At 47.3% G+C, this 23,441-nt stretch carries 20 protein-coding genes; 14 read left to right on the top strand and 6 right to left on the bottom strand.

Going from position 1 to position 23,441, the window contains the following annotated elements; all coding sequences use genetic code 11:
• Positions 1 to 56 precede the first annotated feature (56 nt).
• From H6F76_RS00965 to H6F76_RS00945, 5 genes are all read left to right on the top strand, one after another.
• Entirely contained in the window at positions 57 to 545 is a 489-nt protein-coding gene (locus H6F76_RS00965) for a MerR family transcriptional regulator (RefSeq protein ID WP_206754310.1), read from the top strand.
• Positions 546 to 719: 174 nt separating this feature from the next.
• On the top strand, positions 720 to 3,056 hold the full coding sequence (locus tag H6F76_RS00960) for a DEAD/DEAH box helicase family protein (RefSeq protein WP_190505161.1): 2,337 nt from the start codon (positions 720 to 722) through the stop codon (positions 3,054 to 3,056).
• A gap of 74 nt (positions 3,057 to 3,130) precedes the next feature.
• Complete coding sequence (locus tag H6F76_RS00955; RefSeq protein ID WP_190505159.1) at positions 3,131 to 4,570, top strand: AAA family ATPase; 1,440 nt, start codon at positions 3,131 to 3,133, stop codon at positions 4,568 to 4,570.
• Positions 4,571 to 4,572: 2 nt separating this feature from the next.
• Positions 4,573 to 5,502, top strand: coding sequence for a DUF4435 domain-containing protein (locus tag H6F76_RS00950; RefSeq protein WP_190505157.1), 930 nt, complete (start codon positions 4,573 to 4,575; stop codon positions 5,500 to 5,502).
• A gap of 307 nt (positions 5,503 to 5,809) precedes the next feature.
• Entirely contained in the window at positions 5,810 to 7,252 is a 1,443-nt protein-coding gene (locus tag H6F76_RS00945; protein ID WP_190505155.1) for a class I SAM-dependent DNA methyltransferase, read from the top strand.
• Between the two features lie 49 nt (positions 7,253 to 7,301).
• Here the strand turns inward: H6F76_RS00945 and H6F76_RS00940 are convergent, their stop codons facing one another.
• On the bottom strand, positions 7,302 to 7,517 hold the full coding sequence (locus H6F76_RS00940) for a hypothetical protein (protein WP_190505153.1): 216 nt from the start codon (positions 7,515 to 7,517) through the stop codon (positions 7,302 to 7,304).
• 22 nt (positions 7,518 to 7,539) lie between these two features.
• On the opposite strand from H6F76_RS00940, the gene H6F76_RS00935 reads away from it, so the two are divergent.
• The 4 genes from H6F76_RS00935 (at position 7,540) to H6F76_RS00920 (ending at position 11,718) form a co-directional block, all read left to right on the top strand.
• Positions 7,540 to 9,282: a restriction endonuclease subunit S gene (locus H6F76_RS00935; RefSeq protein ID WP_190505151.1), complete on the top strand. Its 1,743-nt coding sequence runs from the start codon at positions 7,540 to 7,542 to the stop codon at positions 9,280 to 9,282.
• 44 nt (positions 9,283 to 9,326) lie between these two features.
• Complete coding sequence (locus H6F76_RS00930) at positions 9,327 to 10,109, top strand: hypothetical protein (protein WP_206754309.1); 783 nt, start codon at positions 9,327 to 9,329, stop codon at positions 10,107 to 10,109.
• 17 nt (positions 10,110 to 10,126) lie between these two features.
• On the top strand, positions 10,127 to 11,176 hold the full coding sequence (locus H6F76_RS00925; RefSeq protein WP_190505147.1) for a PD-(D/E)XK nuclease family protein: 1,050 nt from the start codon (positions 10,127 to 10,129) through the stop codon (positions 11,174 to 11,176).
• Positions 11,177 to 11,439: 263 nt separating this feature from the next.
• Positions 11,440 to 11,718, top strand: a complete 279-nt coding sequence (locus H6F76_RS00920) for a DUF2584 family protein (RefSeq protein WP_190505145.1) — start codon at positions 11,440 to 11,442, stop codon at positions 11,716 to 11,718.
• Positions 11,719 to 11,773: 55 nt separating this feature from the next.
• Here H6F76_RS00920 and H6F76_RS00915 read toward each other — a convergent pair whose 3' ends face one another.
• Positions 11,774 to 11,944, bottom strand: a complete 171-nt coding sequence (locus tag H6F76_RS00915) for a hypothetical protein (RefSeq protein ID WP_190505143.1) — start codon at positions 11,942 to 11,944, stop codon at positions 11,774 to 11,776.
• Between the two features lie 318 nt (positions 11,945 to 12,262).
• Here H6F76_RS00915 and H6F76_RS00910 point away from each other — a divergent pair, with 318 nt between their 5' ends.
• The 3 genes from H6F76_RS00910 to H6F76_RS31275 are packed head-to-tail and all read left to right on the top strand — an operon-like array spanning position 12,263 to position 14,257.
• Positions 12,263 to 12,928: a hypothetical protein gene (locus tag H6F76_RS00910; protein ID WP_190505141.1), complete on the top strand. Its 666-nt coding sequence runs from the start codon at positions 12,263 to 12,265 to the stop codon at positions 12,926 to 12,928.
• Positions 12,928 to 13,374 (top strand): DUF6884 domain-containing protein, encoded by a 447-nt coding sequence (locus H6F76_RS00905; protein WP_347275964.1) that lies wholly within the window; start codon positions 12,928 to 12,930, stop codon positions 13,372 to 13,374. The genes H6F76_RS00910 and H6F76_RS00905 overlap by 1 nt, the downstream gene beginning before the upstream one ends.
• A gap of 13 nt (positions 13,375 to 13,387) precedes the next feature.
• Positions 13,388 to 14,257 (top strand): DUF2400 family protein, encoded by an 870-nt coding sequence (locus tag H6F76_RS31275; protein ID WP_190505136.1) that lies wholly within the window; start codon positions 13,388 to 13,390, stop codon positions 14,255 to 14,257.
• 368 nt (positions 14,258 to 14,625) lie between these two features.
• Here the strand turns inward: H6F76_RS31275 and H6F76_RS00895 are convergent, their stop codons facing one another.
• The 4 genes from H6F76_RS00895 to H6F76_RS30805 form a co-directional block, all read right to left on the bottom strand.
• Complete coding sequence (locus H6F76_RS00895; RefSeq protein ID WP_242036460.1) at positions 14,626 to 15,114, bottom strand: TniQ family protein; 489 nt, start codon at positions 15,112 to 15,114, stop codon at positions 14,626 to 14,628.
• Between the two features lie 14 nt (positions 15,115 to 15,128).
• On the bottom strand, positions 15,129 to 15,959 hold the full coding sequence (locus tag H6F76_RS00890; RefSeq protein WP_190505133.1) for a TniB family NTP-binding protein: 831 nt from the start codon (positions 15,957 to 15,959) through the stop codon (positions 15,129 to 15,131).
• Positions 15,960 to 15,961: 2 nt separating this feature from the next.
• Entirely contained in the window at positions 15,962 to 17,683 is a 1,722-nt protein-coding gene (locus H6F76_RS00885) for a Mu transposase C-terminal domain-containing protein (protein ID WP_199321842.1), read from the bottom strand.
• A gap of 313 nt (positions 17,684 to 17,996) precedes the next feature.
• On the bottom strand, positions 17,997 to 18,128 hold the full coding sequence (locus H6F76_RS30805) for a hypothetical protein (RefSeq protein WP_277881164.1): 132 nt from the start codon (positions 18,126 to 18,128) through the stop codon (positions 17,997 to 17,999).
• A gap of 547 nt (positions 18,129 to 18,675) precedes the next feature.
• Between H6F76_RS30805 and H6F76_RS00880 the strand changes: the two genes are divergently transcribed.
• On the top strand, positions 18,676 to 20,013 hold the full coding sequence (locus H6F76_RS00880) for a hypothetical protein (protein ID WP_190505131.1): 1,338 nt from the start codon (positions 18,676 to 18,678) through the stop codon (positions 20,011 to 20,013).
• Positions 20,014 to 20,104: 91 nt separating this feature from the next.
• The coding region (locus tag H6F76_RS00875) for a caspase family protein (RefSeq protein WP_190505129.1) at positions 20,105 to 23,441 on the top strand (3,337 nt) is incomplete at its 3' end.

The raw sequence follows: 23,441 nt of genomic DNA, 5'->3' as shown, positions 1-23,441 counted from the left end.
ATTCCATTGAGTAGAACTAAAGTACTATAAAAACATTATGTTTTCAAGAGGATAAAGTGTTTTTTGTTTCTTTTTGTACGATGGATCGTATGGAAGGACAATTTTTTACAAGCACGGAAGCGGCTGAGATCACACGCTGCTCTCGGCGGCAATTGCAGTATTGGCGTGAGCAGGAGATCGTTGTGCCGGCTGTGAACACGACGGGTAAAGGGCGCAACGTCTATTATTCTTTAACGGACTTATTAGCACTAACGCTGATGGAATATTTGCTTTCGCTCGGTTTGAGCTTTGAAGTTTGCCAGTCAGCTCTAAACTTTCTGAGAGCCGTGGACCCAAAGCTCTTCGAGCATCCGCTGCATAACAAGGGTGAAAGACGATTTATGCTCTGGCAAAGTGCTGCAGAGGAAGCGCTACGCTGCACAGAATTTGATGAACAGAAAGCGATCGCAGCGATTCAGGATGGACGAGCGATCGTCCCCATTCAGATCGAGGCACTGGGCAAACGGTTGGAAAAAAGGCTTCAATTGGTTGGCACCCCCAGTTAGATTGTTTAGTCGCTAATCAGGGTTGAGAAACGGGAACTCTGAGAGTAGACCGCCTCGAAATTAAGTACGTCGGATATGTTCTTGATTGCCAAGAGGGTGTTTTTTTTGGTTGTGGCGCAGCATGTAACAAACGCCAACCGAAGCAGCTTGTCTATCATCGGTAGGACTTAATTTATGTCAGAAGAAATTGATAGACGCTCCTTGAGTGAACGAGACATTTGCACGAAGTACCTTACTCCAGGCATCGTAGGGGCTGGATGGAATGTTCAGACCCAGATGCGGGAAGAGGTGACGTTTACGAAGGGGCGGGTTAACCCAAAAGGCAAGTTAATCAGCCGCGGAGAGTCCAAGCGAGCAGACTACATTCTCTACTACAAGCCCAATATTCCTTTGGCGGTTGTGGAGGCGAAGGACAACAACCACGGCATCGGCGACGGGATGCAGCAGGCGCTCACCTATGCTGAGATTATGGGCATTCCTTTTGTTTACAGTTCTAATGGGGATGCTTTTCTGGAGCACGATCGCACAGGCAATGCTGCCCAAACCGAGCGAGAACTCGCCCTGAATGAGTTTCCCTCACCGGAGCAACTATGGCAGCGCTACTGTGCCTGGAAAGGGATTGAGCCAGGGATTGAGCCAATCGTTGCCCAGGAATATTACTTTGATGGGAGTGGGAAGGAACCTCGGTATTACCAGCTCAACGCTATTAACAGGACGATCGAGGCGATCGCTAAAGGGCAGAACCGTATCCTGCTGGTTATGGCAACCGGAACGGGCAAAACCTTCACAGCATTTCAAATCATCTGGCGGTTGTGGCGCTCAGGGGCGAAAAAACGCATTCTCTTTCTCGCTGACCGCAATATTCTGATTGACCAGACGAAGACGAATGATTTCAAGCCGTTCGGCTCGGCAATGACCAAAATTACCAAACGGCAAGCAGATAAGTCGTTTGAGATTTATCTATCACTGTATCAAGCTGTTTCTGGAACAACAGAAGCGCAAGACATTTACAAACAGTTTTCCCGCAACTTCTTTGACCTGGTGATTATTGATGAGTGTCACCGGGGCAGCGCGGCAGAGGATTCGGCATGGCGAGAGATCCTGGAGTATTTTGAGTCAGCGACTCAGATTGGTTTGACGGCAACACCCAGAGAGACAAAAGAGATTTCCAACATCGAATACTTTGGGGAATCGCTCTACACCTACTCCCTGAAGCAGGGTATTGAAGACGGGTTCCTTGCTCCCTACAAAGTGGTAAGGATAGACATTGACAAAGATCTGGAAGGATGGCGACCACAGCCAGGGGAAAAGGACAAATATGGGCGGGAAATCGAAGACCGGATCTACAACCAGAAGGACATCAATCGCACCATTGTTTTTGAACCGCGAGATGAACTAGTCGCCCAGCGCATTACCCAGTTTTTGCAGGAGAGCGGTGATCCTTACATGAAGACGATCGTCTTTTGTGAGGATGTCGACCATGCGGAACGGATGCGGAAGGCGCTGGTGAACGAGAATGCGGCGCTGGTTGCCCAGAATCGTAAGTACATCATGCGAATTACGGGCGATGAGAATGAGGGCAAGGCAGAGCTGGATAACTTCATCGCGCCTTACGAAACCCATCCAGTTATTGTCACAACTTCCAGGCTGATGACTACAGGAATCGATGCTCAAACCTGCAAGTTGATTGTGCTCGATCGCCGTATCGAATCACCAACCGAGTTTAAGCAAATTATTGGGCGGGGCACTCGCATCAACGAGGAGTATCACAAGCTGTACTTCACCATCATGGACTTCAAGCAGGCAACAGAACGGTTCTACGACCCTGAGTTTGATGGTGATCCGGTGCAGATTTATGAACCGAAAACGGGAGAGCCGATCGTTCCACCCGTTGAAGAGGGTGGAGAAGACGTGGTGATCATTGGTCCCACAACTGGCAGCAATAGACGCATAAAGTATGTGGTGGCGACGGAAGGGGCAGAGATTGTAAGGGAACGAGTGCAGTACTACAGTCCTGATGGCAGGTTGATCACTGAATCGATTAAGGACTTTACTCGTAAGACCATGCGACAGGAGTTTGCATCGCTGGATGCCTTTCTGAAGCGCTGGAGTGAGGCAGCGCAGAAGCAAGAGATTTTGAGGGCATTAGAGAGACAAGGTATTCTGCTAGAGGCATTAGCAGAGGAAGTCGGCAAAGACTTTGATTCGTTTGACCTGATTTGTCATGTAGCGTTTGATCAGCCGCCCTTGAGCCGCAGAGAGCGGGCAGAAGAGGTTCGTAAGCGCGATTACTTTACGAAATATGGAGAGCAAGTCAGAGACGTTTTGGATGCCCTTCTAAATAAATATGCCGACGAAGGCATTGAAAACATTGAGAATATTAACGTTCTGAAGGTTCAGCCAATGAACCGCTACGGTACGCCAATGGAGATCATTAAGCTGTTTGGCAGCAGGCAAGCGTACTTTCAGGCAGTACAGGAAATGACGACAGAGCTCTATAGGGTAGCTTAGAGTAAGGCGATAGAAATGAACTTTGTTAAGTTGGGGCCTGGTTGTTAGTTTACCAATCAATTGAGGGAATAAAGATGTCTATCAACCTAAAACGGGTTCAAGTACAAGGGCTCTTTAATACCTACAAATTAAATGTTCCTATTAAAGACAACACATTAATTCTTGTTGGCGAAAATGGCTCTGGAAAAAGTACATTAATTAATTTAATTTATTATGCACTCACTGCCCAATGGGATCGCCTCAGCGAACTTCCATTTCAAGTATGTACAATCACAATTGACGATAAAAAATATCGCCTTGATAAGGAACAATTGCCTAGTACTCAAAAAAGAAGTAGTGCTCTAGGTTATTTGAAGCGAAATTTATCTAAGAGCGTATTGGATTCTCTATTAAATATACTTTCTGAAAACACTCCAGAATATTGGTCTACTTCACAGGGACGTGAAGAACTAAGAAACCTAACAAAACCTATTTTGGGTTCAATTCATCGAGTAGCTTTTTCTGCCATAGCTGAAGTGGCGCAGACAGGTTCAATGTTTAATCGTAGAAATCGCGTAGATGGTGAGCATGTAGATGGTGAACAATATTTGGGGCCAAAAGAACTTGCTGAGTTAATAGGTTCAAATGAAGACGAACAAGTTCTATTCTTACCAACCTATCGTAGAATTGAGAAGGAACTTAGTGATGTTTTCCCCGATCTAAATCTTGAAGAAACATCATCTTCCTACTTGAGAAATCGTAAAATCAGGAAGCAGGCTTCTTATATTGAATTAGTTGAGTTTGGCATGACTGATGTGGCTGAAGCATTCAAATCAAGCCTCACCACTTTAGATCAAGAATTTAGAAGTGAACTCAATCGATTTACAGGATCCTATCTACACAATATTCTCCAAGGTCTTTATAAAGATGTTGATGCTTCTTCACTAGCCACAAATGAAGTTGCTGAAACTGTTGATTTAATGCTATCCCGGATTGGAGAAGAAATACTCTCGGAAGATGATCGACGAGAACTTAGAAACCTTCTTGAAAACGCAAAATCAAATCAAACTTTAAATGTTGAGCAACGTATTTCCGCTCATTTTCTTACTAACCTAGTTGTGCTTCATAAAAATCAGCAGGAACGTGAGATCCCCGTACGCAAGCTAGTCGAATTAATAAATCAATACCTAAGTAATAAAAAACTTGAATTCAATCCCACAGCATTTGAATTAATCATTAATCGAAATGATATAAAGAATAGCCGCAAAGTGCCTCTCTACGGTCTTTCCTCAGGAGAAAAGCAAATTGTCTCATTATTCTCTCATGTATTTCTGGGTAGCTATCAAAAGTACTTTGTTGTTATTGATGAGCCAGAATTATCTATCTCAGTACCATGGCAGCGTCGTTTTCTTCAAGACTTAAAAGAGACAGGAAAGTGTTCAGGGCTTATTGCTGTTACACACTCTCCCTTTGTATTTGATAATTCATTAGCTGAATACGCACATTCCATCAGTGAGTTTGTTCGGGAGAACTGAAGATGCCATCATTCTTAGATGCTCTGAAGTCTGCGCCACAGTCATCACGAGCAAAAATCAATCTATTTCTCACTAGCTTCAATCCAAATGCCAGAAAGATTTATATTTTTCTTGAGGGGCGAGATGATCCTTCTTTTATCAGAGTGCACGTTAGCAGAATGGCTGATGAAGCAAATTTGGCTGTCACGACAACAGTATTAGGACGAAAGAAGGATGTATTAGATGCGTGGAAGTATTTAGAAGAACGATTTCCAAACAATCCAAAATTAATGTTTTTCGTTGACAAAGACCATGATGATTTAGTAGGCAAAACTGAGGGAACCAAAACACAGCAGAGTTTGTTTGTGACCTCATACTATTCTATAGAAAACTTCCTCGTCTCAGAAGAAGCTGTAGCGGTAATTTTAACTGATATTTGGGGATTGGATTCATCTAGCGGGGCTACCGAAGTTGCTTGCCGAAATTTTAGCAAGTTCCAACAAACATATCGTGATGTTTTCCTTCCATGGATGGCATGGATTGTTGCCACTCGTCGATTGGGTGAAAAACCACAAAATGAAAATATTGGACCTTCAATACTTTCTATAGCTTTCAATTACGAACTTGTACTGAATTGGAACCCTGATATCTCGACTCACCTAGCGCGGGAATGTAAAGTTGACAATCCACCACCTGCTGCAGCTATCACCTTGGCAAAGAACGAACTAGAAACTTTACCAACAAAGGTTTGGCTGAGGGGCAAACAAGAACTCTGGTGCTTATTATTTTTTTTGAGTCAGCTTGAGCAGGAAATTAAGGATGATGGAAGCCTTAAGCGAATAAAAATCCGGTCATATATTAATTTTGGAAACGCTGTTGAGATACTCGCTCCCCGTTTAGCATGTCCTAAAGAATTGAATGAGTATTTAACAGCACGATTAAAAGCTGTGTGAGCAAACAGTTTTTTATAAGTTGATCATGGTTAATAAGTTGAAATATATAAGCAATTGACTGCAGATTAGGACATCAAGTTCTATATTTATTGTCTATTCTTTTTTATGATAAGAAGCCACTTCCCACGGACATTAAGCTTAAGTAGTAGGCTACCTTTGATGTTTTTTCTTTACTGCTGAGATTAGTCACTGCACAATCACGGCTTACCATATTTTTACTCTTTGTCCACCGAATTTTGCCAGTTATTCCCTCAGCTTTAGGATACAATTCAACAGCAACCGTGAACCATTTCAAAACCGAAGTATTATGTCCATCGGCACCACTATCAAGACCATTCAGGACATCATGCGTAAGGATGCCGGGGTGGATGGTGATGCTCAGCGCATTAGCCAACTGGTGTGGATGCTATTCCTAAAGGTGTTTGATGCCCAGGAGGAAGAATATGAGTTGATGCGGGATGCGTATCACTCACCCATCCCGGAAGGGTTGCGCTGGCGGAACTGGGCGACGGATGCGGAAGGGATGACCGGGGAAACCCTGTTGGACTTTGTGGATAATGTCCTGTTTAAGACGCTGAAGGAACTACCAATCGGACCTGGAACCGATCCACGCGCGAAGGTTGTACGGGATGTGTTTGAGGATGCCTACAACTACATGAAGAATGGCACCCTCTTGCGGCAGGTGATTAACAAGCTGAATGAGGTGGACTTTAACTCGGCGAAAGACCGTCACTTGTTTGGCGAGATTTACGAGAAGATTCTCAAGGACTTGCAGAATGCAGGCAATGCGGGTGAGTACTATACGCCCCGTGCGGTGACACAGTTCATGGTGACGATGACCGATCCCAAATTGGGCGAGACGGTGTTTGACCCTGCCTGCGGAACGGGGGGCTTCCTCACCTGTGCACTAGAGCATATTCGCAAGAACTACGTGAAGACGGCAGAGGATGAGGAGACGCTGCAACGATCGCTAAAAGGCTTTGAAAAGAAACCGCTACCGCATCTGCTCTGTATCACCAACCTGCTACTGCATGGGGTGGATGTGCCTCCCGTCAAGCATGACAACACCCTTGCGAAGCCTCTGAAGAACTATTCCCGTCAAGACAAAGTGCAGGTGATTCTGACTAACCCACCTTTTGGTGGCATGGAGGAAGACGGGATTGAGAGCAACTTTGACTCTTTCCGGACACGGGAAACGGCAGACTTGTTCCTGGTGCTGATTATGCATCTGCTAGAGGATGGTGGCAGAGGGGCGATCGTCCTACCTGACGGCACCCTGTTTGGCGAGGGTGTGAAGACGCGGATTAAGGAAAAGCTGCTGCAAGAGTGCAACCTGCACACGATCGTTCGGTTACCCAATGGCGTATTTAACCCCTACACGGGCATCAAGACGAACCTGCTGTTTTTCACGAAGGGAGAGCCGACAATAGAGGTCTGGTACTACGAGCATCCCTATCCAACCGGGTACAAGTCCTATAACAAGACGAAACCAATCCGGTTTGAGGAATTTGAGCCAGAGCAAGCCTGGTGGGAAAACCGGGAGGAGACTGAGTTTGCCTGGAAGGTGTCGGTAGAAACGATCAAGGCGAACAACTACAACCTGGACATTAAGAATCCGCATCGGGTGGATGTGGCGCACGCAGATCTGGATGAGATGCTAGAGGCGCACCAGGCACTTCTCGCAGAGTTGGATGAGGTGCGGAGTAAGCTGAAGTTTGAGTTGAAGGCATCGTTGGAGCGTCAGGAGTAGCCTTGCCAAATTGTCGTGACTGAATACTGACGAATTAAAGTATGGGTGGTTAGAATCGGCATTTGCTCAACCCCGCTTTGAGCGACCAAAATACGATCGAAGTAATCACGGTGAAGGTCAGACAATTGAGCAACGCGTAGAACATGGTTGTTCTGAATAGGTAGGCTCTCAAACCGATTGGAATGACTTCTTCGCCCTGCTTGACGCGATCGAGAAGTTCGCTAAACTGAAACACGACTTCGAGGACGCTCACACGAATTGTCATCGTTTGTTTCTACCCCATTGCCTTGATTTCCAGCATGATCCCCAACACTTTCTTTGACAACTTTGCTCTGCTGACTGATTCCCCGAATGCCGTTGCTAAATTACGGGAAATTGTTTTGCAATTGGCTGTACGGGGAAAACTTACAACTCAAAATTCTACTGATGAGCCTGCTTCAGTATTAGTAGAGAAATCTAGAATTGAGCGAGACAATTTTATTTCAAACTCAAAGATTAGAAAGAATAACCTCATGCCTCCAATTAAGGAGGACGAAATTCCATATCAACTACCTCAAGCTTGGGAGTGGTCTAGATTCAATGATGTTGTCTTTTCTCAAGAAGGACCAGGAATTAGGAATTGGCAGTTTAGGGATACTGGAGTGAAACTGCTTAATGTCAAAAATATAGTGAAAGGAAAATTAGTTTTAGAAAATTCGGACAAACATATTTCTGAAGAAGAGTTCAGTCAAAAATATAGCCATTTCTTAATTGAGGATGGAGACTTGCTTTTTGCTAGTTCTGGAAATAGCTGGGGGAAGACAGCATTCTTCAAAAATCCAGGTTACAGGGTAATAGTCAATACCAGTACTATTAGAATGAGATTTTGGCTAAAAGAATGCAATAACAACTACTTACGCTATTTCTTGGATTGCAACATCTTTACAAACCAGATGTTAACTCAGCTTCAGGGTATGCAGCCAAACTTTGGTTCGTCACATCTAGTTAAAGTTTTCTTGCCCCTTCCACCATTGGCAGAACAGGAGCGGATTGTGGAGAAGTGCGATCGCCTCCTCATCCTCTGTGACGAAATTGAAAAGCGGCAGCAACAGCGACAAGAAAGCCTACTCAAAATGAACGAGGGCGCAATTTCCCAACTCCTCACCGCCCAAAACCCCAATGACTTCCAGCACCGCTGGCAACGCATCTGCAACAACTTCGACCTGCTCTACAGCATCCCCGAAACCATCCCAAAACTCCGTCAGGCAATCCTACAATTAGCCGTTCAAGGAAAACTCGTCCTTCAAAATCCAAATGACGAACCAGCTTCAGTACTGCTTAAAAAAGTACAAGCTGCCATCAAGGAGTTAATAAAGGCAAAAAAAATCAGAAAAATAGAAGTTAATGCTGTTGATTTAGAAGGTGAAACACACACTTTACCCTCAAGCTGGCTCCATGTAAGGTTGGGAAGTATTCTTCACAGCATCAAATACGGTACATCTAAAAAGTGTGATTATGATGTGCCTGGAATCCCAGTTTTGAGAATTCCTAACATCGATGTAAATGCTGGAGAGATTACAATCGATGACTTGAAATTTACCACGCTAACTGATGCAGAAATTCGAGAGCTAAGTCTTATAGAAAATGATCTTTTAATGATTAGGTCGAATGGAAGTAAGACTTTGATAGGCAGGACGGCTTTGATTGATAGAAGCGTAAGTGGATATGCCTATGCAGGATACCTGGTAAGGGTTAGATTATTCCCTGAATACATATTAGCCAAATATTTACATCTCGCTCTAAGTACCTCATTTATACGGGAACAAATAGAGTTTCCTATTCGTACAACTTCTGGGGTGAAAAATATTAATAGTACTGAGATTTCAAACCTTCTGCTACCACTTCCGCCCCTTGCTGAACAAAAACGAATTGTCGCCAAAGTCGAGTCCCTCCTCTCCCTCTGCGATGCCTTGGAAGCCAAACTTAAAGCTGCACGAGACAGCAGCGCTACCCTGATCGAAGTTGCAGCACGGCAAGTTTTGGCAGTGTAGCAACCTATTGAACGATTCAAACTTGTTGAAGTGGAGCTACACCATTGTTTGAGAACATCTTGTTAGAACCTGAACAAGAAGAACTGCTTGTATTACTAGTTGAGGCTGGCCGGAATGTTCCACAAAACAAGCGGGAGAGCTTCTGGGCTATGGAGTCCGGGAATGATACAGTTATCTCTCATCCTGGATTTGCTAGACCACCTATCAAAACTTACAAAAGCAACGTTCCATTTCTTTTGACGGAAGAGTTGCTTACTTTGTCGCAGCCCCGAACAGGGAAAGGAAAGTTCGAGTTTGAAATAACGCCTAAAGGCTTCAAGTATTACGAGTATTTGAAGCAACGTATTACTCAACCCCTTCACAGAGTTGAAACTGAAGTCAGAAGCTACTTTAGTACTAGCCAATTTCAGGAGAAACACCCAAAAGCATACAAAAAATGGCTTGATGCTGAAGAGATGCTATGGAAAAGTGACTCAGAGCAACAGCTTACGGTAATTGGACACCTGTGCCGAGAAGCAATGCAAGAATTTGCTGATTCTATTATTCGCCAATATCAGCTTAGCGAAAGCAGTGTTGATAAAGCCAAAACTGTCATTCGAATTAGGCGCGTGTTGAATTTGAAGAAGGAAAGCCTTGGTCAAACAGAAAAACCCTTCCTAGACGCACTGCTACCCTACTGGGGGACAGTCAGCGACCTCATTCAACGTCAGGAACACGGTGCACAGAAGGAGGGTAAACCCCTCGTTTGGGAAGATGGACGACGTGTGGTCTTTCAAACAGCGATCGTGATGTTCGAGATTGATAGGGCTTTGGCGCGTTCCCAGTAATGTTTAGGATAGCGACTGTGAAAACTGACCAGTTCCACCAACTACTAGATGCCTTCAAAAGCCTGTCATCTCCGATCAAAGACCCAACCTTTATGGAGATTGCAGGCTATCCCCATTATGAAAACGTCTGTAGCAACATCCTGGCATTTTATTTTCAACCTGATGCCCCTCACGGCTTATCTGACCTATGCCTGAAGGCACTAATGTCTCTAGCGTCTGATTACGAGCCACAGTCGAACGTTACCGTTGAGCGGGAAGTTGTAACCAAAGCCGGAAACCGTATCGACATCCTGATTCAATCAGACACGCACCTGATTGCGATCGAGAATAAGATCTACCACTCAGCCGTGAATCCATTTCACGACTACGCAGCCTTCCTGCAACAGCAGCGCTCTCATCGCAAGTTGACCATGTTTCTCCTCAGCCTCTATCCCGTAGAAGACCAAAATCTGCATGGCTTCATTCCCATCCGGTATGCCGATTTCTTCTCCAAACTTCGTCCACTGATGGGCGATTATCTCGTCGGAGCCAATACCAAATTCCTGATTTCACTTACCGACTTTATAGAGACGATCGAAAACCTAATGAGGGGGTCAGTAATGGACGAAAGCATGTTCAACCTGTTCAACGAGAGAGGTAGCGAAATTGTTGCTCTGTTGGAAGAGGTTAACAAATTTAAGGCAGAGCTACGTAAAAAAGTATCTGAATTGGGAAGCCTGATCGACTATCAGAACAAACCTGTAGAGATTAAGCAATGGTACTACCGTAAAGAACGAGCACTTTTAGATGTTTTAGTTCATGACATTTATCTACCAAATAGCTTTGTAGTCGCTATAGACTGCGTCCTAACAGTAGAAGGTTGGAAAATTGCGGGATATGACAGAAAGGGGGATCTTGAAAGCGCACGCACGCTCTTCAACAACCTTCAAATTCCTCTCAAACAGAACTCCAACAGCGGAGACAGGTTAGAGCACATTACAACATATCCTTACAAGGAACCACTAACTACTATTCAGGCAGTGACTCAAGAGTGGATTGATAAAATTGCAGCTACACAAGTCCCTTAATCATGAGGCACAACCACTACTCAGCTACCAAATTAGAAAACTGCTCCACCCTTGCTTGTAAAGTCTCCCAAATCTCAAGCTGTTGTTCTAGTTTCTGAGTGCATCCCCAATAGACGCGGATTGTCGCTAAAGTCGATTCCCTCCTCTTCCTCTCCGATGCCCTGGAAGCCAAACTTAAAGCCATCCGCTACAGCACCGCCACCATGATGGAAGTCGCCGCACGACAGGTTTTAGCTGTTTAACTATCAAAAGAGCCTGAAACGATGGGAATGCCCTGTATAGTCAATAGTATTCTGAAGCTCACGCCCTCTCAAGGCTATCCCGTTCAATTAGAGCAGGGCAAAACCTATCAGGCTCAAAAAGAACGTTACAGGATTTTTCCAATAGACGTGCCTATTGCTTTAGTCGATGAAGCATGGGTTGCTTACGCCGATGTCGTCATTACTAAACTGACCTGGGAGCAAAAAGTCACCAGTTTAGAGTTTAAAATCGACAGAATTTATCCCACCCCCTTTCCTGTCAAAGAATCGGGAGGGTTGTAGGGGCAGGTTCATCAGCGTCTTTAACAAAGCACATATTCGATCGGTAAACCTGCCCTTACTCATCCTTATCGAGCTGTGGAAACTGCTCAAAGAGCTTGGTAATCAGCATATAAAGTTCATCCAGAACCTCCTCCGCTCCCTCCTCGTTCACTTCAGTTAACAGTTGTTCAACCCCAGTGATGTGCTGCAAAAGGCGATCGGATTGCTGACGGTCAAGAGAAGACATGGCGATCGTAGGTTTCTGATGGTTGCTAGCAGGTCATTGTAGTCGCTCTTCCAGCCGTTACCCAAGCGGCTCCACCAAAGCCACCTTCGTTCGAGCCACTGAAACCCGAATCTGCTCCATCTGCGACTCATAAGCCGCCTTTTGCTGTAGCGATGAGCCACCTAAGTTCACCCTCAAAATTTGCTCATGGAAGCGAAAAATACCATCACAGGGTTAGGAGCAATCGTCAAAGGCTTTGCAGCTTAAGTTGCTAACAGGTAAGCAGAGACAAATTGAATCTGGGCACTCTAAAGTTGAAACCTTTTAAGAAGAAGATGTATGAGGAAGCTATGGGACGAATTCTGTGCCGAACACCAAATTCTTGAATCCAGTGTTCCTCTGTTTGAGACATCGGGGCAGATCGTTAAAACAGCAGCTTTTGGCCAAAACCAGCGCCTTCTACTCTGTCGCTCTAGCGAAATGGACTCTCTGGTTATTCAAGAAGTGAACAAAGTTCTTCTAGACTTTCAGGTTGGTAGCACTGAGTACGAAGGGCTGATTTACATGATGTTTTGGCGCGATGACCATCAAGCTATTCCCCTCTATATCGGTAAATCGGAAAAATATGGCAAGCAAGGTAACAATCTGTCTGCCAACATCGCTCAAATTGCCTCCAATAAAGGCAAGTTTTGTCGGTGGGGGGATGCTTATGCATATCACATTGGCGATCTCAGTGCTGCTGTTTGCCCAGATCATCCACCCGAAAAAGCGAGTCCTAAATACAAAAGATGGGCTAAACGCTTGTTTGAGACTGTTCCATCCACTCAACCGCTCCTCAAGCAATCGACTTATTTTTGGATTCATGCTTGGAAAACAGATTGCATTGGAATCTGGAAGGATTTGGGAGCAACCCGTCTCACTTCTCTGGAATACCAATTGATCGCGATCGCTAGCCAACTATTCCCAGATTCTCTACTGAATGAAGAAGGGGTAAATCGCAAGTAATGGAAAAAGCTTTATCCTGTATTGCCCTCGTATCCTGCGTTAAACAGAAGCGCAATCAGCTCAGTTCTGCGAAAGAACTTTATACATCTGATTGGTTCCGAAAGGCAAGGTCATACATTGAGCAACAGGGGGTGGACTGGTACATTCTTTCAGCCAACTATGGCTTACTGTCTCCCACTGCGCTCATTCAACCGTACGAAAAAACACTCAACAAAATGCCTGTCAGCGATCGTCGTGAATGGGCTTCACGAGTACTAAGGCAAATCTCAGAACTTGGTTGCGATCAAACCACAGTTTTCCAGATTTATGCAGGACAAAAGTACCGCGAATACTTACTTCCAGGATTGCGAGCAGCTGGCTATAGCTTCAACACTCCGCTAGCCCGTTTGGGAATTGGTCAACAGCTCGCTTGGTTCAAATCCCATTCGACAGATAAACTCCCCTGACAGGCCACTTACTGTGAATATCGATACGACTCTTGATCACCTGCGAGAATTTGTCGGTCATTTCAACCAGATTCGCGATGTGCAGTTTGAGCACCCTGATACTGTGCCATACCCACTTGATAGTGACGAAGGCATTGCCTACCTTCTGATTGTTGCCAGTGTCAATCAGGGAACAGCAGCAGAGGGTGTACGCGATTTTGTTCGCAGTCTTCACGAGATACTGGGCGACGATTTGCTGCGCTTTTGCGACTTACCTCATGATAGGAAGGCACAGGCTCTAGCACTTCCGAAACCAAGCAATTGGAAAATCAGTTCGGAATTGCCTCAAATTTTGAACTCAGTCACTCAACTAATTCAGGTAACCCAACGACATGGTGGCTTAGTCCATCGGGGCCGCCAGCAAACAGATACTGTTGCTGCTGTTGAGAAGTTGGCAACAAACATCGCTTGGATGGGAAACAAGCCTACAGGTGCCCGTAAAAAAGCATGGATGTTTATGCGCTGGATGGTGCGCCCCTATCCCGACATTGGCATCTGGAATCCTCCCTTAAATACAGCAGATTTGCGAGTTCCTTTGGACGTGAATACGGGCAAGGCATTTTTAGATTTGTATAAAAAAACGCCCTTGCTGGCAAGGATTAAGGCGAAAGGAATCGAGTTCGAGAAGGAAGGAGATGCCCTAGCTTCGACTGCTAGTAATGTCGAAAGCGTAACTGCGATCGCTCGCTGGCTATTTCCAGATGATCCTGCTCGTGTTGATTACGCTTTATTTTGCTATGGCAGACGATTTGGGCGAGGAGAAGATAGGCACCGCTGCTGGAAAATCGTAGGCTGCTATCAATGTCCTATCAAAGAACTGATGAACTGTCCGGGCAAGACCTGATGCTTACTCGTTGGCTGACTGGGAAACAGCTCTCTCCTTGCTCTTAAAGACTGCCAAATCTCAAGCTGTTGCTCTAGCTCAAGGCGACGATCGCTCTCTGTCTCCCCTCATAAACTTTCTGTCCTGCGAGTTCATCTCCGGCAAAGGCTATTTGCTGATTGAGGACTTTTGGATATCTCATGCCTATCCTCCTAGGTCAACCCGACAGGAGAAACTGCAAGGAGACGGCGACCAATGTGATCAACCAGTTCACTCTTGGAACGGAACCCTAATTCCTGCGCTAATGCCTCTAAACCTTTTGCTCCGGTAGGCGTCTCAAACCTCTCTCACCCTACAATTCACAGCGAGTAGATAGAGGCAAGCACCGCTCACACAGCTTTTTGGTGTAAGGCCATTGCAGAAAAGGGTGTTAGGCAACGATGGCAGTTGCCATCCTCCCACAGTGCAGGCATTTTGAAGGGAGCCTCACACTTAGAACATTTGCAGAGAAGTTTTAAATGGTGGCGATCGCACTTCCAAACTGATTTATACTGCCACTCCATCTGATGGCAGGGCGCTTCGCCATAGCAAGCCCCACAGAGCCGAAGGGGTGCCCACTGCATCCCAATTCCCTTTGGTGGCAGCATTTCTGCTAATCGATCTGCACTAACCCCAACAACTTTCGCTAACGCCTCTAATTCCTTCTGGCTTGGAGGCGGGTTTAAATGGAATCGTTCCCATCGAGCAACAACTGCCCCAATCCCTGCCAACTGTCCTAATCCACTAGGAGTCAGGTGATTGGGTCGGCGGAAGCGGCCTAAGAAGTGGCTCAAACTTTCCCCTTCGTAGGGTTCAATCTGGAAGAGCCAAGGTTGCATGTCAGCTTCCACCATTACTTGTACTCTTTGGCGACCTCCTCAAGGATTTTCTTCTCCACCTTCTTGAAACCTGCTGAAAGCGATCGAATAGCAGCCTCTCGCAGAATTTCATCCATGCGCCCGATATAGCCTTCCGTCCCTGTGGTTACAATGCGTAGCATCTCCTTACTGGTTAAGTTGGAGGCAACTGGCAGCTTCAGGATTTGCTGTTCCCAGATAGCAACCGTTTTGGCGAATTCCTCACCGGATAGCTTGCCAAAACGGTGACAAGCACGAAAACGGTTATAGACTTGCTCATCACACTTGATGACCGCATCCAGACGATCAGTGCCGACCAAAACCACTGAAATTGCAAGTTTGTCGTAAATGTCTCTTACGTCAGCAAAGGTTTCGGGTTTGAGGCGATCAGCTTCATCAATAATCAGGATTTCTACCTCACAAGCTTGCAATATTTCCATTGCTCTGCCCCGAAAGTCTGATATGGTTCCTTTCGTTGCCCGGTGCTTTAAGAACTCAATAATTTCCTTAAACAAATCCTTCGCCCCACATTTTTGAGGGGGCTGGATATAAACAACTGGAACAAGCGGTTTTTTGCCCGGTTCTTGCTGCGGTCTATGGCGATAGAAGTAGGCTTCACAGGCCACTGATTTACCTGTTCTGGACTCGCCTACGACCCGGCAGGACTGCCTCGACTTGCGCTTGCCATCCAACCAGTTGTGCAATCGACTGACCTGTTCCAAGGGCATGATGGTCTTTTTGCGGAGACGATCAGTTTCAACTTTTAATTGAGCTTCGGTGGGCTGAAACTCACCCAAGACTTCTGCCCACTCCTTTGCCTGCACCATGTTTACCACTCTCCTTTGAGGTCATCGAAATCAATGGGCGTAAAGTCTGCCAAACCTAAATCGATCGCGATCTCCGGTTGAGGCTCTGGTGGTTGAAGTGTCGTCTGTTCAACAGATTTTCCGGGTTGCGAGCGCGCTTGCTTCTGTTCTTCCTGCTGGCGCTCTTTACGGCTTTTCTTTTTGACAGAGGCATCCTCCTCCAAAGCATTGTAAAAAATCGCTTCATTGCTCAGCGTCTTCCCTGCTTCGCGCAAGCGACGACTACTCGCTTTTGCCTCTTCTAGGGAGAGGTGCTCAGCTTCTAACCCCTGAGCATGGGCACGCGCCAGGAAAACTTCTCGCTGGTTTTCCTGCCGATAGACCAAAACGGTTGTAATGTCTGTCGGATCGAAGCGTAGTGATACATTTTCCCCACCATAGCCAGCCAAGTATTCGCCGCGATACATTAGGTTCTCAAACTGTAAGTAGCCACCTCGCTGGATGGTGCGTCTTGATGCCTTCATCAGGCAAGTGTCCAGATGCCGCTCATCAATGACATCAGGAACATCCACTAGACCAGCTTCCCAACGTTGAAAGCGGGTTTGGTCACCCATCCGAGCATCAATACTCTGGTTGTACTGATCGCAAAGAAACCGCACAATCAACTGCTCTAGCTGGCGCAGCATCAAGCTGGCATCTTTTTCAGCCTCCTTTGGCCGTTCCTGTACATTCGAGCCAACGTAGCCAGGTAACGTCGAAAATAGTTGGTCATTCAAAGTGCGGAAGGGACGCTCAACAATGCCGCCCTCAGAGGGGCGGTCGCGCAAATGGCAGGCAAAACCTAAATCAGTCCCAATTTGCTGCACATGGTTGGAACGAAAATCTTTCCCGCCATCAGTATAAAAGTGTTGCGGTTTGCCGTAGGTGCCCCATTCACAGTGCAGCTTGTACTCTGCCCCATATTTTTTAGGCTGAATCGCGTGGCGCAGCGCTAAAGCCACAATCTGGGAACTAGGGGCATCAAAACCCAGGTTGATTCCCATAATGCAGCGAGAGTAAGAATCAATGACTGTAGTTAGCCAGGGGCGACCTAGCAGTGCGCCATACTGGTCTACCAGCAAGACATCTGCCCGTGTATGGTCGCATTGCCAAACGTGATTGCTGTACTCAATCGCAATATCCTTGCCTTCACGGGTCTTTACCGAGAGGGTGGAGCCTTTCCAGCCTGGGCTACGAAGGCTGTTGGCTCGCTCCTGTCTCTCCATGATCGGTTTAAGTACCCGCAGTACTGTGCGGTAGTGAGGCGGCTTCTCATCGCCAATCTCACGCGCTTTCGCCTGTACCCTCACAGCTACTTGCTTAGGTGTCGTGCGCTTGCTGCCCTTGTTGCCTTCCTTGTAGGTCTTGATGATAAAGCCCTCCCAGAAGTCTCCAATGCGGTAGTTACCTTTGTCCGCTCTGGAATCTTGGGCGATGCCTGCCAGCCCTTCCTGCTCCCACCGTTTCACTAGCCGTTGAACTGATCGCATGGAAACGCCCAATTTTTCAGCCGCATCCCTCAGCTTTTGTCCATAGGTGGCGCGATCGCACGGTGCAATAAGACTTTGGATCACCACTAACTTCAGTTGAGCCTCAGCATTCAGTTCGCTGACAATGGTGTTTGATGTTGCTGATTCAACTGTTTGTTGAGAAGGGGCAGCGGTAATCTCTGCTAACGGATCACTTTGGGTAGAGTAATGCAGCATAGAAGTACTGACGTACTGTTTTGTTTGTAGTAATTTACCACAACGACAGGAAAAGTGACAGCTAATGTGTCAATCAATTTGCGTTTGAGTGGTCAATCTTCACGTGCTAGCCCACAGAAGGACGGAGCGTCTTCACGGCGGCAGAAAACACAATTAACCACCCGGTTAGTCCACCAGCTTTGGGAACGGCTCTAGTGAAAACTTTACCCAAATATCCTGGCTATAAAAGTCTCCACGTTGCTCCACCTCAAACCCTCCCAGCAGCACTCCCAGACATAAATGGCTCCACGGCAGCTTCAGGTAATGAGTCAGCTCAAAAAGAAGTCTCTTGCTGTGTCGTGTGCTCCTGAAGCCAGCCGTTAATGGTTTGGATCCACTCTGAAACCGCTTCCTCATGGACGATCGCCAATACCGCCTGTAGTTCAGCCTTTGATTGGGACAACATCTCTGATGCTTGAGTCTTAGCCTCTAATTGTTTGACCAAGGCCAAGGCAGCCGCTTTACTCACTAGGGCGGCCAGAGATGATTCTGTTTTGCACGTCGATCGCACCACCTCCTACCTTGCGGCTGCCCTGGCAATAAGCGTTCTTAGTTTAGTTCGCCTCTCTAACGGAACCTTTGGGTTGTGCGAGTGGTTGGCTCAGCAAGCTTGTTTGACGAATCGCTTAAGGACTAAGGGTGTAATGCAGAATCGTGATGATGTATGACCACAAAAGCCCAAAGCACCTGATTCTACAGACCCCCAAAAAGCCGCCAGGTTTGCAACTCCGCAAAAAAAATTCCAGATTTTTCCCTCTGAGTAGCGTAGAACAGAGAGAATACCTATAACCTCCTCAATGGTGTCCTATTTGGGAAGCTATATCTGTGAGCACTCACACTTCCTTTCACCAAACTTATTGGAAGAGCCAGAAGTTGTGAGCATCATTAACCAGCACGCCTTTAGCTCACCTCAGTGTGCTTGACACAGTGCCCCAATTGTTAGAGTCTTACCTATGCCGTTTGAATTAGTTCCTGATACCTCGCTCCGTTACTACCTGATCAACTTTGATGCCTTAGGTCAAGAACGTAACGAGCCTGATGGCACTAAACTCAGTCAGACTGTGCTGGAAGTGCTAGCTCAGGAACCTATAACTGATGTCTTCATCTTCAGTCACGGCTGGCAAGGCGATATTCCGGCGGCCCGCAACCAGTACAATCGCTGGATTAAAGCCATGGCAGCCAATACGGCTGACATCGAGAGAATAAAGCAATTGCGACCAGGGTTTAAGCCCTTACTCATCGGTCTGCACTGGCCGAGCTTACCTTGGGGCGATGAATCGATTGAAGCAACCACTGAGGAAGCGGCTATCGAATTGATGGTGTCGCACTATGCAGAGCATGTTGCTGATAGCCAACCAGCACAAGAGGCGCTGAAGACAATCTTTTCAGAGGCGCTGGATGATATGGAGCCTGACGAACTCTCAGAGGCAACCGTAGAAGCCTATAAAGTCTTGGATCAAGAAACCGATCTGGGCAGCGAAGGCCTTGTCGCGGCTCCCGGAGATGACCGGGAGCCCTTTAACCCAGAGAGCATTTATGAGGAAAGCGAGCTTGAAACTGAAATCATTGGCGATAGTGCAGATTTCGGACTTTTGAATGGCGGTGGTTTCATCCTCAGCCGAGTGTTTTCCCCGCTGCGGGCCTTGTCGTACTGGAAGATGAAGGCCCTAGCTCGGAAGTTTGGAGAGAGTACCGGTTTTGAATTTCTGACCCGGCTCCAGCAGGCTACTTCTGAACAGGTGCGGTTTCATCTGGTGGGGCATAGCTTCGGCTGTATTGTGATGTCAGCGACTCTGGCGGGTCCAAAAGCTCAGGGCGTACTGCCACGACCGGTCAATTCCCTTTGTCTGATTCAGGGAGCGGTATCGATGTGGACCTATTGTGCCGATATTCCGAAAGAGCGGGGACATGCGGGTTATTTCTATCCAGTGATCCGAGACGGTAAAGTGGCAGGTCCTATTGTGGTCACGTTATCAGAGCACGACACAGCTGTAGGCAAGTTATACCCCTTGGCTAGCGGACTAGCCATGAAAACCGCAGCTTTTGACGGCTTCCCCAAGTATGGAGCCATTGGGGCCTTCGGTATTCAGGGAGATGGCATTCCGCTAAACCCAATGAAGATGTTGCCCTGTGACCAGGAGTACAGCTTTGAGGCAGGTCAAATCTACAACTTGGAAAGTAGCCGCTATATCTGGAAGAAGCCGAAGGAAGCCGGACTAGGAGGAGCGCATGGAGAATTTGATGAGCCAGAAGTAGCTCATGCTGTGTGGGTTGCAGCAATGGGTATCTAAGTAAGAATTCAGCTTGCCTGGTTGAAAGCCCCCAACCTGTTGGTACAGCAAGCGATCGCAATCATATAGTATTCAAGCTAAGGCAACTGTTATGGTGGAACGCGGTAAAGGGGCAGCTTTTTTGGTAGGCATCGATCACTATGACGATAAGATGCTGCCAAATTTTGATCATTCAGCATCAAGTAACGATGTCGCGGCTCTTAAAAGCCTTTTTGCCGACTTTGAAGACAGCCAATATAAAGTAGATGACCAAGATCAGCTAACTGGAAGCGTCACAAAAGATACGCTTAAATCCCAGCTAAAAAGATTTCTATCTACTGAGCAATATAAAGATGTTCTCCTTTACTTCTCTGGACATGGCTACCAAGTAACAGAGGAAGAAAATAAGAAAGGCTACATTGCAACTTCAAATTCCGAACTGGTTTTTAGTAGGAAAGAAAAGCTAGTTGGTCAAGAGGATGGCCTTTCTTTTACTGAGCTTGGCAATCTAATTGCTAATGCTAACCACCTCAGTAGCCTAGTACTTCTGTTGGATACTTGTCATAGTGGCTATGCGGTTAGCGAAGCAATCCTAAAGACAAGCTTTCAGTTGAAATCTGGCTTTAACTACTACATCATTGCATCTTCGCTTCAAAATCAGGAATCGAAGGTAGATGGCAGGGTTGGACAAGGAGTATTTACTGCCGCACTAATCGAAAAACTTAGCGATCGTAACTCTGGAACAATAACTGCTGATGACCTATTCAACCATATCTCAAAGAAGTTGAATCAAAGCCGTTATGCACAGCATCCTATTATTATTTCAGAGCGTTATCAGCCTATTGTACTGATGGATTATCCCTCTACTGATGGGAAGAAAAACGTTCAGAAACCAATTTACACTGATTCATTTAAAACAAAATTAAAAGATCCCTATCAAGGGTTAGACGCCTTTGACGAAAGCACGCATGAGTTCTTTTTTGGTCGCGAAGCAGTAGTTAGCGACGTCATTGCTCTGTTTAAGCAATCAGCTTTTGTTTCCGTCATTGGTGCCTCTGGCAGTGGCAAATCTTCAGTAGTCAAAGCAGGGCTTTTCCCAAGGCTATTAGCTCAAGACAGCCATTGGATACTGATGAGTATGAAGCCAGGAGCCGATCCGCTGAGTACGCTTAAAAGCCTGCTTGCCAAAGAGCTTGAGCTTTACTTAAAAGCGACTCAGGTAAAAGAGTCGCTGCAACTATTTGAGCTTGACCCTACCCAGGAAAACTTCGCTCAGTTGCTTGAACAGTTGCCTCAAGCTAAAAAGTTCCTACTCTTAATTGACCAATTTGAAGAAACCTTTACCCTAACCAGCCAAATTGAGAACCCGCTTCTACAGAAGAAGGCTCTGGAAAACCAGAGAACGTTCCTTGACATTATTACTACAGCAAGAAGCCTGCTGCATGTAGTCGTCACCCTACGCGCTGACTTCCTGGAGCCTTGCCTCAACGAGCCGGTCTTACGAGACCTAATCCAGGACTATGCCTACTACATGCCGCCCTTACGAGGGCAAGCGCTGCGTGCTGCCATTCTAAAACCAGCCGTACGGCAGGGCTTTGACGTTGAGCCAGCTCTGATTGACCAGCTAGAGCTAGAGGTCAGCAACGAACCTGGAGCGTTGCCGCTACTGGAGTTTGCCCTCACCCAACTGTGGGGAAAGCGGCAGGAGGACGATGACGACAACAAGCTGTTGACGTTGGAAGCTTACAACACCCTTGATGAGGCTGAGCCGGATGGCTCCACTACTGATACTCAAACTGGCACGTCAGCGAAAGCTACGAGCGGTTTGCAACGCGCGCTCAATAGTCACGCTAACGCGGTGTATCGCTTTTCAGATTGGTCAGCTAAAACTGACGAGCGCTCTCATGAAGAACGGCTATGGATCAAGCAGATCTTTTTGCGGCTGATTCGCCCCGGAGAAGGCATCAGTGACACCCGGCAACGGCAGCCCAAAGCCAGCTTGCTCGAGATTGCCGGTAAGGCTGAGACCCATGCTACCGAACGCAAGCAGTTGGACAAGCTAATTAGAGATCTGGTCAATGCTCGACTCTTAGTAACAGGGACACCCGAACGAAGCCCAACGGCAGAGCAACTCGAGACTCGAAGTGAAGGCCAGCGTCAGCAATGGGTTGAAGACAATCAGGTTGTAGACTTGGCCCATGAGACGTTGATTGAGGGTTGGGGGCTCTTTCGAGCTTGGCGCAAAGAGGCGCAAAACCTGTTGCGGCTGAGGGCACGGATAGAAGACCAGCGTAAACTTTGGGAAGCAGAAAGCAAGGATGAGCGCCATTATCTGACGCGCGGGTTGCTAGCTCAGGTCGAGACTGCTGGCTGGGAAGTTTTATGTCCCTATATCCGCAGTACTAAAGATGTAGAGTTTTACACCCGGAGCAAAGCCTACGCTGATGAGCAAGATGCTGCTGAAAAGCAGCGAGCAGTTGAACTTCAGCAGGCGCTAACCGAAGCTCAGCTACGGCTTAAGGTAAACGATATCGAGACAAAGCTGTCATTAGGCCGCAAAACAGAAGCCCTAACACTTGCGATCGGAGCCATGGGTCAGAACCGCGAGCGCTTACCCCAGAAACTACTGGGACCTGTGCAGCAAGCGTTGGGGAAATGTGTAGCTCATGATTATCCTGATCCCGAAATACGCTTGTTGGGAGGCCATACCGACGCTGTCTTATCGGTGGCGCTCAGCGGCGATGGTCAGACCATCATCAGCGGCAGTCATGACGACACGGTGCGGGCGTGGAGCCTGGATGGCACCCTCCTGCGCACCCTTGAGGGTCATACCGGCGCTGTCTCCTCGGTGGGGCTCAGCGGCGATGGTCAGACCATCATCAGCGGTAGTGGGGACAACACGGTCCGGGTGTGGAGCCTGGACGGCACCCTCCTGCGCACCCTTGAGGGTCATACCGACGCTGTCTACTCGGTGGGGCTCAGCGGCGATGGTCAGACCATCGTCAGCGGCAGTGTGGACAACACGGTGCGGGTGTGGAGCGTGGACGGCACCCTCCTGCGCACCCTTGAGGGTCATACCGGCGCTGTCCACGCGGTGGGGCTCAGCGGCGATGGTCAGACCATCATCAGCGGTAGTGGGGACAAAACGGTGCGGGTGTGGAGCCTGGACGGTACCCTCCTGCACACCCTTGAGGGTCATACCGACGCTGTCTTATCGGTGGGGCTCAGCGGCGATGGTCAGACCATCGTCAGCGGTAGTGGGGACGAGACGGTGCGGGTGTGGAGCCTGGACGGCACCCTCCTGCGCATCCTTGAGGGTCATACCGGCGCTGTCTACTCGGTGGGGCTCAGCGGCGATGGTCAGACCATCATCAGCGGTAGTGGGGACAACACGGTCCGGGTGTGGAGCCTGGACGGCACCCTCCTGCGCACCCTTGAGGGTCATACCG

The organism is Leptolyngbya sp. FACHB-321 (assembly GCF_014695975.1).
Taxonomy (GTDB): Bacteria; Cyanobacteriota; Cyanobacteriia; order Leptolyngbyales; family Leptolyngbyaceae; genus Stenomitos.
The sequence above is the reverse complement of the archived record's forward strand: the minus strand, read 5'-3'. Positions and strand labels throughout refer to the sequence as shown.

Bases quoted from the DNA above. Each gene is read 5' to 3' on its own strand.
- H6F76_RS00960 (WP_190505161.1), top strand. From the start codon at position 720: ATGTCAGAAGAAATTGATAGACGCTCCTTGAGTGAACGAGACATTTGC.
- H6F76_RS00955 (WP_190505159.1), top strand. From the start codon at position 3,131: ATGTCTATCAACCTAAAACGGGTTCAAGTACAAGGGCTCTTTAATACC.
- H6F76_RS00950 (WP_190505157.1), top strand. From the start codon at position 4,573: ATGCCATCATTCTTAGATGCTCTGAAGTCTGCGCCACAGTCATCACGA.
- H6F76_RS00945 (WP_190505155.1), top strand. From the start codon at position 5,810: ATGTCCATCGGCACCACTATCAAGACCATTCAGGACATCATGCGTAAG.
- H6F76_RS00940 (WP_190505153.1), bottom strand. From the start codon at position 7,517: ATGACAATTCGTGTGAGCGTCCTCGAAGTCGTGTTTCAGTTTAGCGAA.
- H6F76_RS00920 (WP_190505145.1), top strand. From the start codon at position 11,440: ATGGGAATGCCCTGTATAGTCAATAGTATTCTGAAGCTCACGCCCTCT.
- H6F76_RS00915 (WP_190505143.1), bottom strand. From the start codon at position 11,944: ATGTCTTCTCTTGACCGTCAGCAATCCGATCGCCTTTTGCAGCACATC.
- H6F76_RS00910 (WP_190505141.1), top strand. From the start codon at position 12,263: ATGAGGAAGCTATGGGACGAATTCTGTGCCGAACACCAAATTCTTGAA.
- H6F76_RS00905 (WP_347275964.1), top strand. From the start codon at position 12,928: ATGGAAAAAGCTTTATCCTGTATTGCCCTCGTATCCTGCGTTAAACAG.
- H6F76_RS00895 (WP_242036460.1), bottom strand. From the start codon at position 15,114: ATGCAACCTTGGCTCTTCCAGATTGAACCCTACGAAGGGGAAAGTTTG.
- H6F76_RS00890 (WP_190505133.1), bottom strand. From the start codon at position 15,959: ATGGTGCAGGCAAAGGAGTGGGCAGAAGTCTTGGGTGAGTTTCAGCCC.
- H6F76_RS00885 (WP_199321842.1), bottom strand. From the start codon at position 17,683: ATGCTGCATTACTCTACCCAAAGTGATCCGTTAGCAGAGATTACCGCT.
- H6F76_RS30805 (WP_277881164.1), bottom strand. From the start codon at position 18,128: ATGTTGTCCCAATCAAAGGCTGAACTACAGGCGGTATTGGCGATCGTC.
- H6F76_RS00880 (WP_190505131.1), top strand. From the start codon at position 18,676: ATGCCGTTTGAATTAGTTCCTGATACCTCGCTCCGTTACTACCTGATC.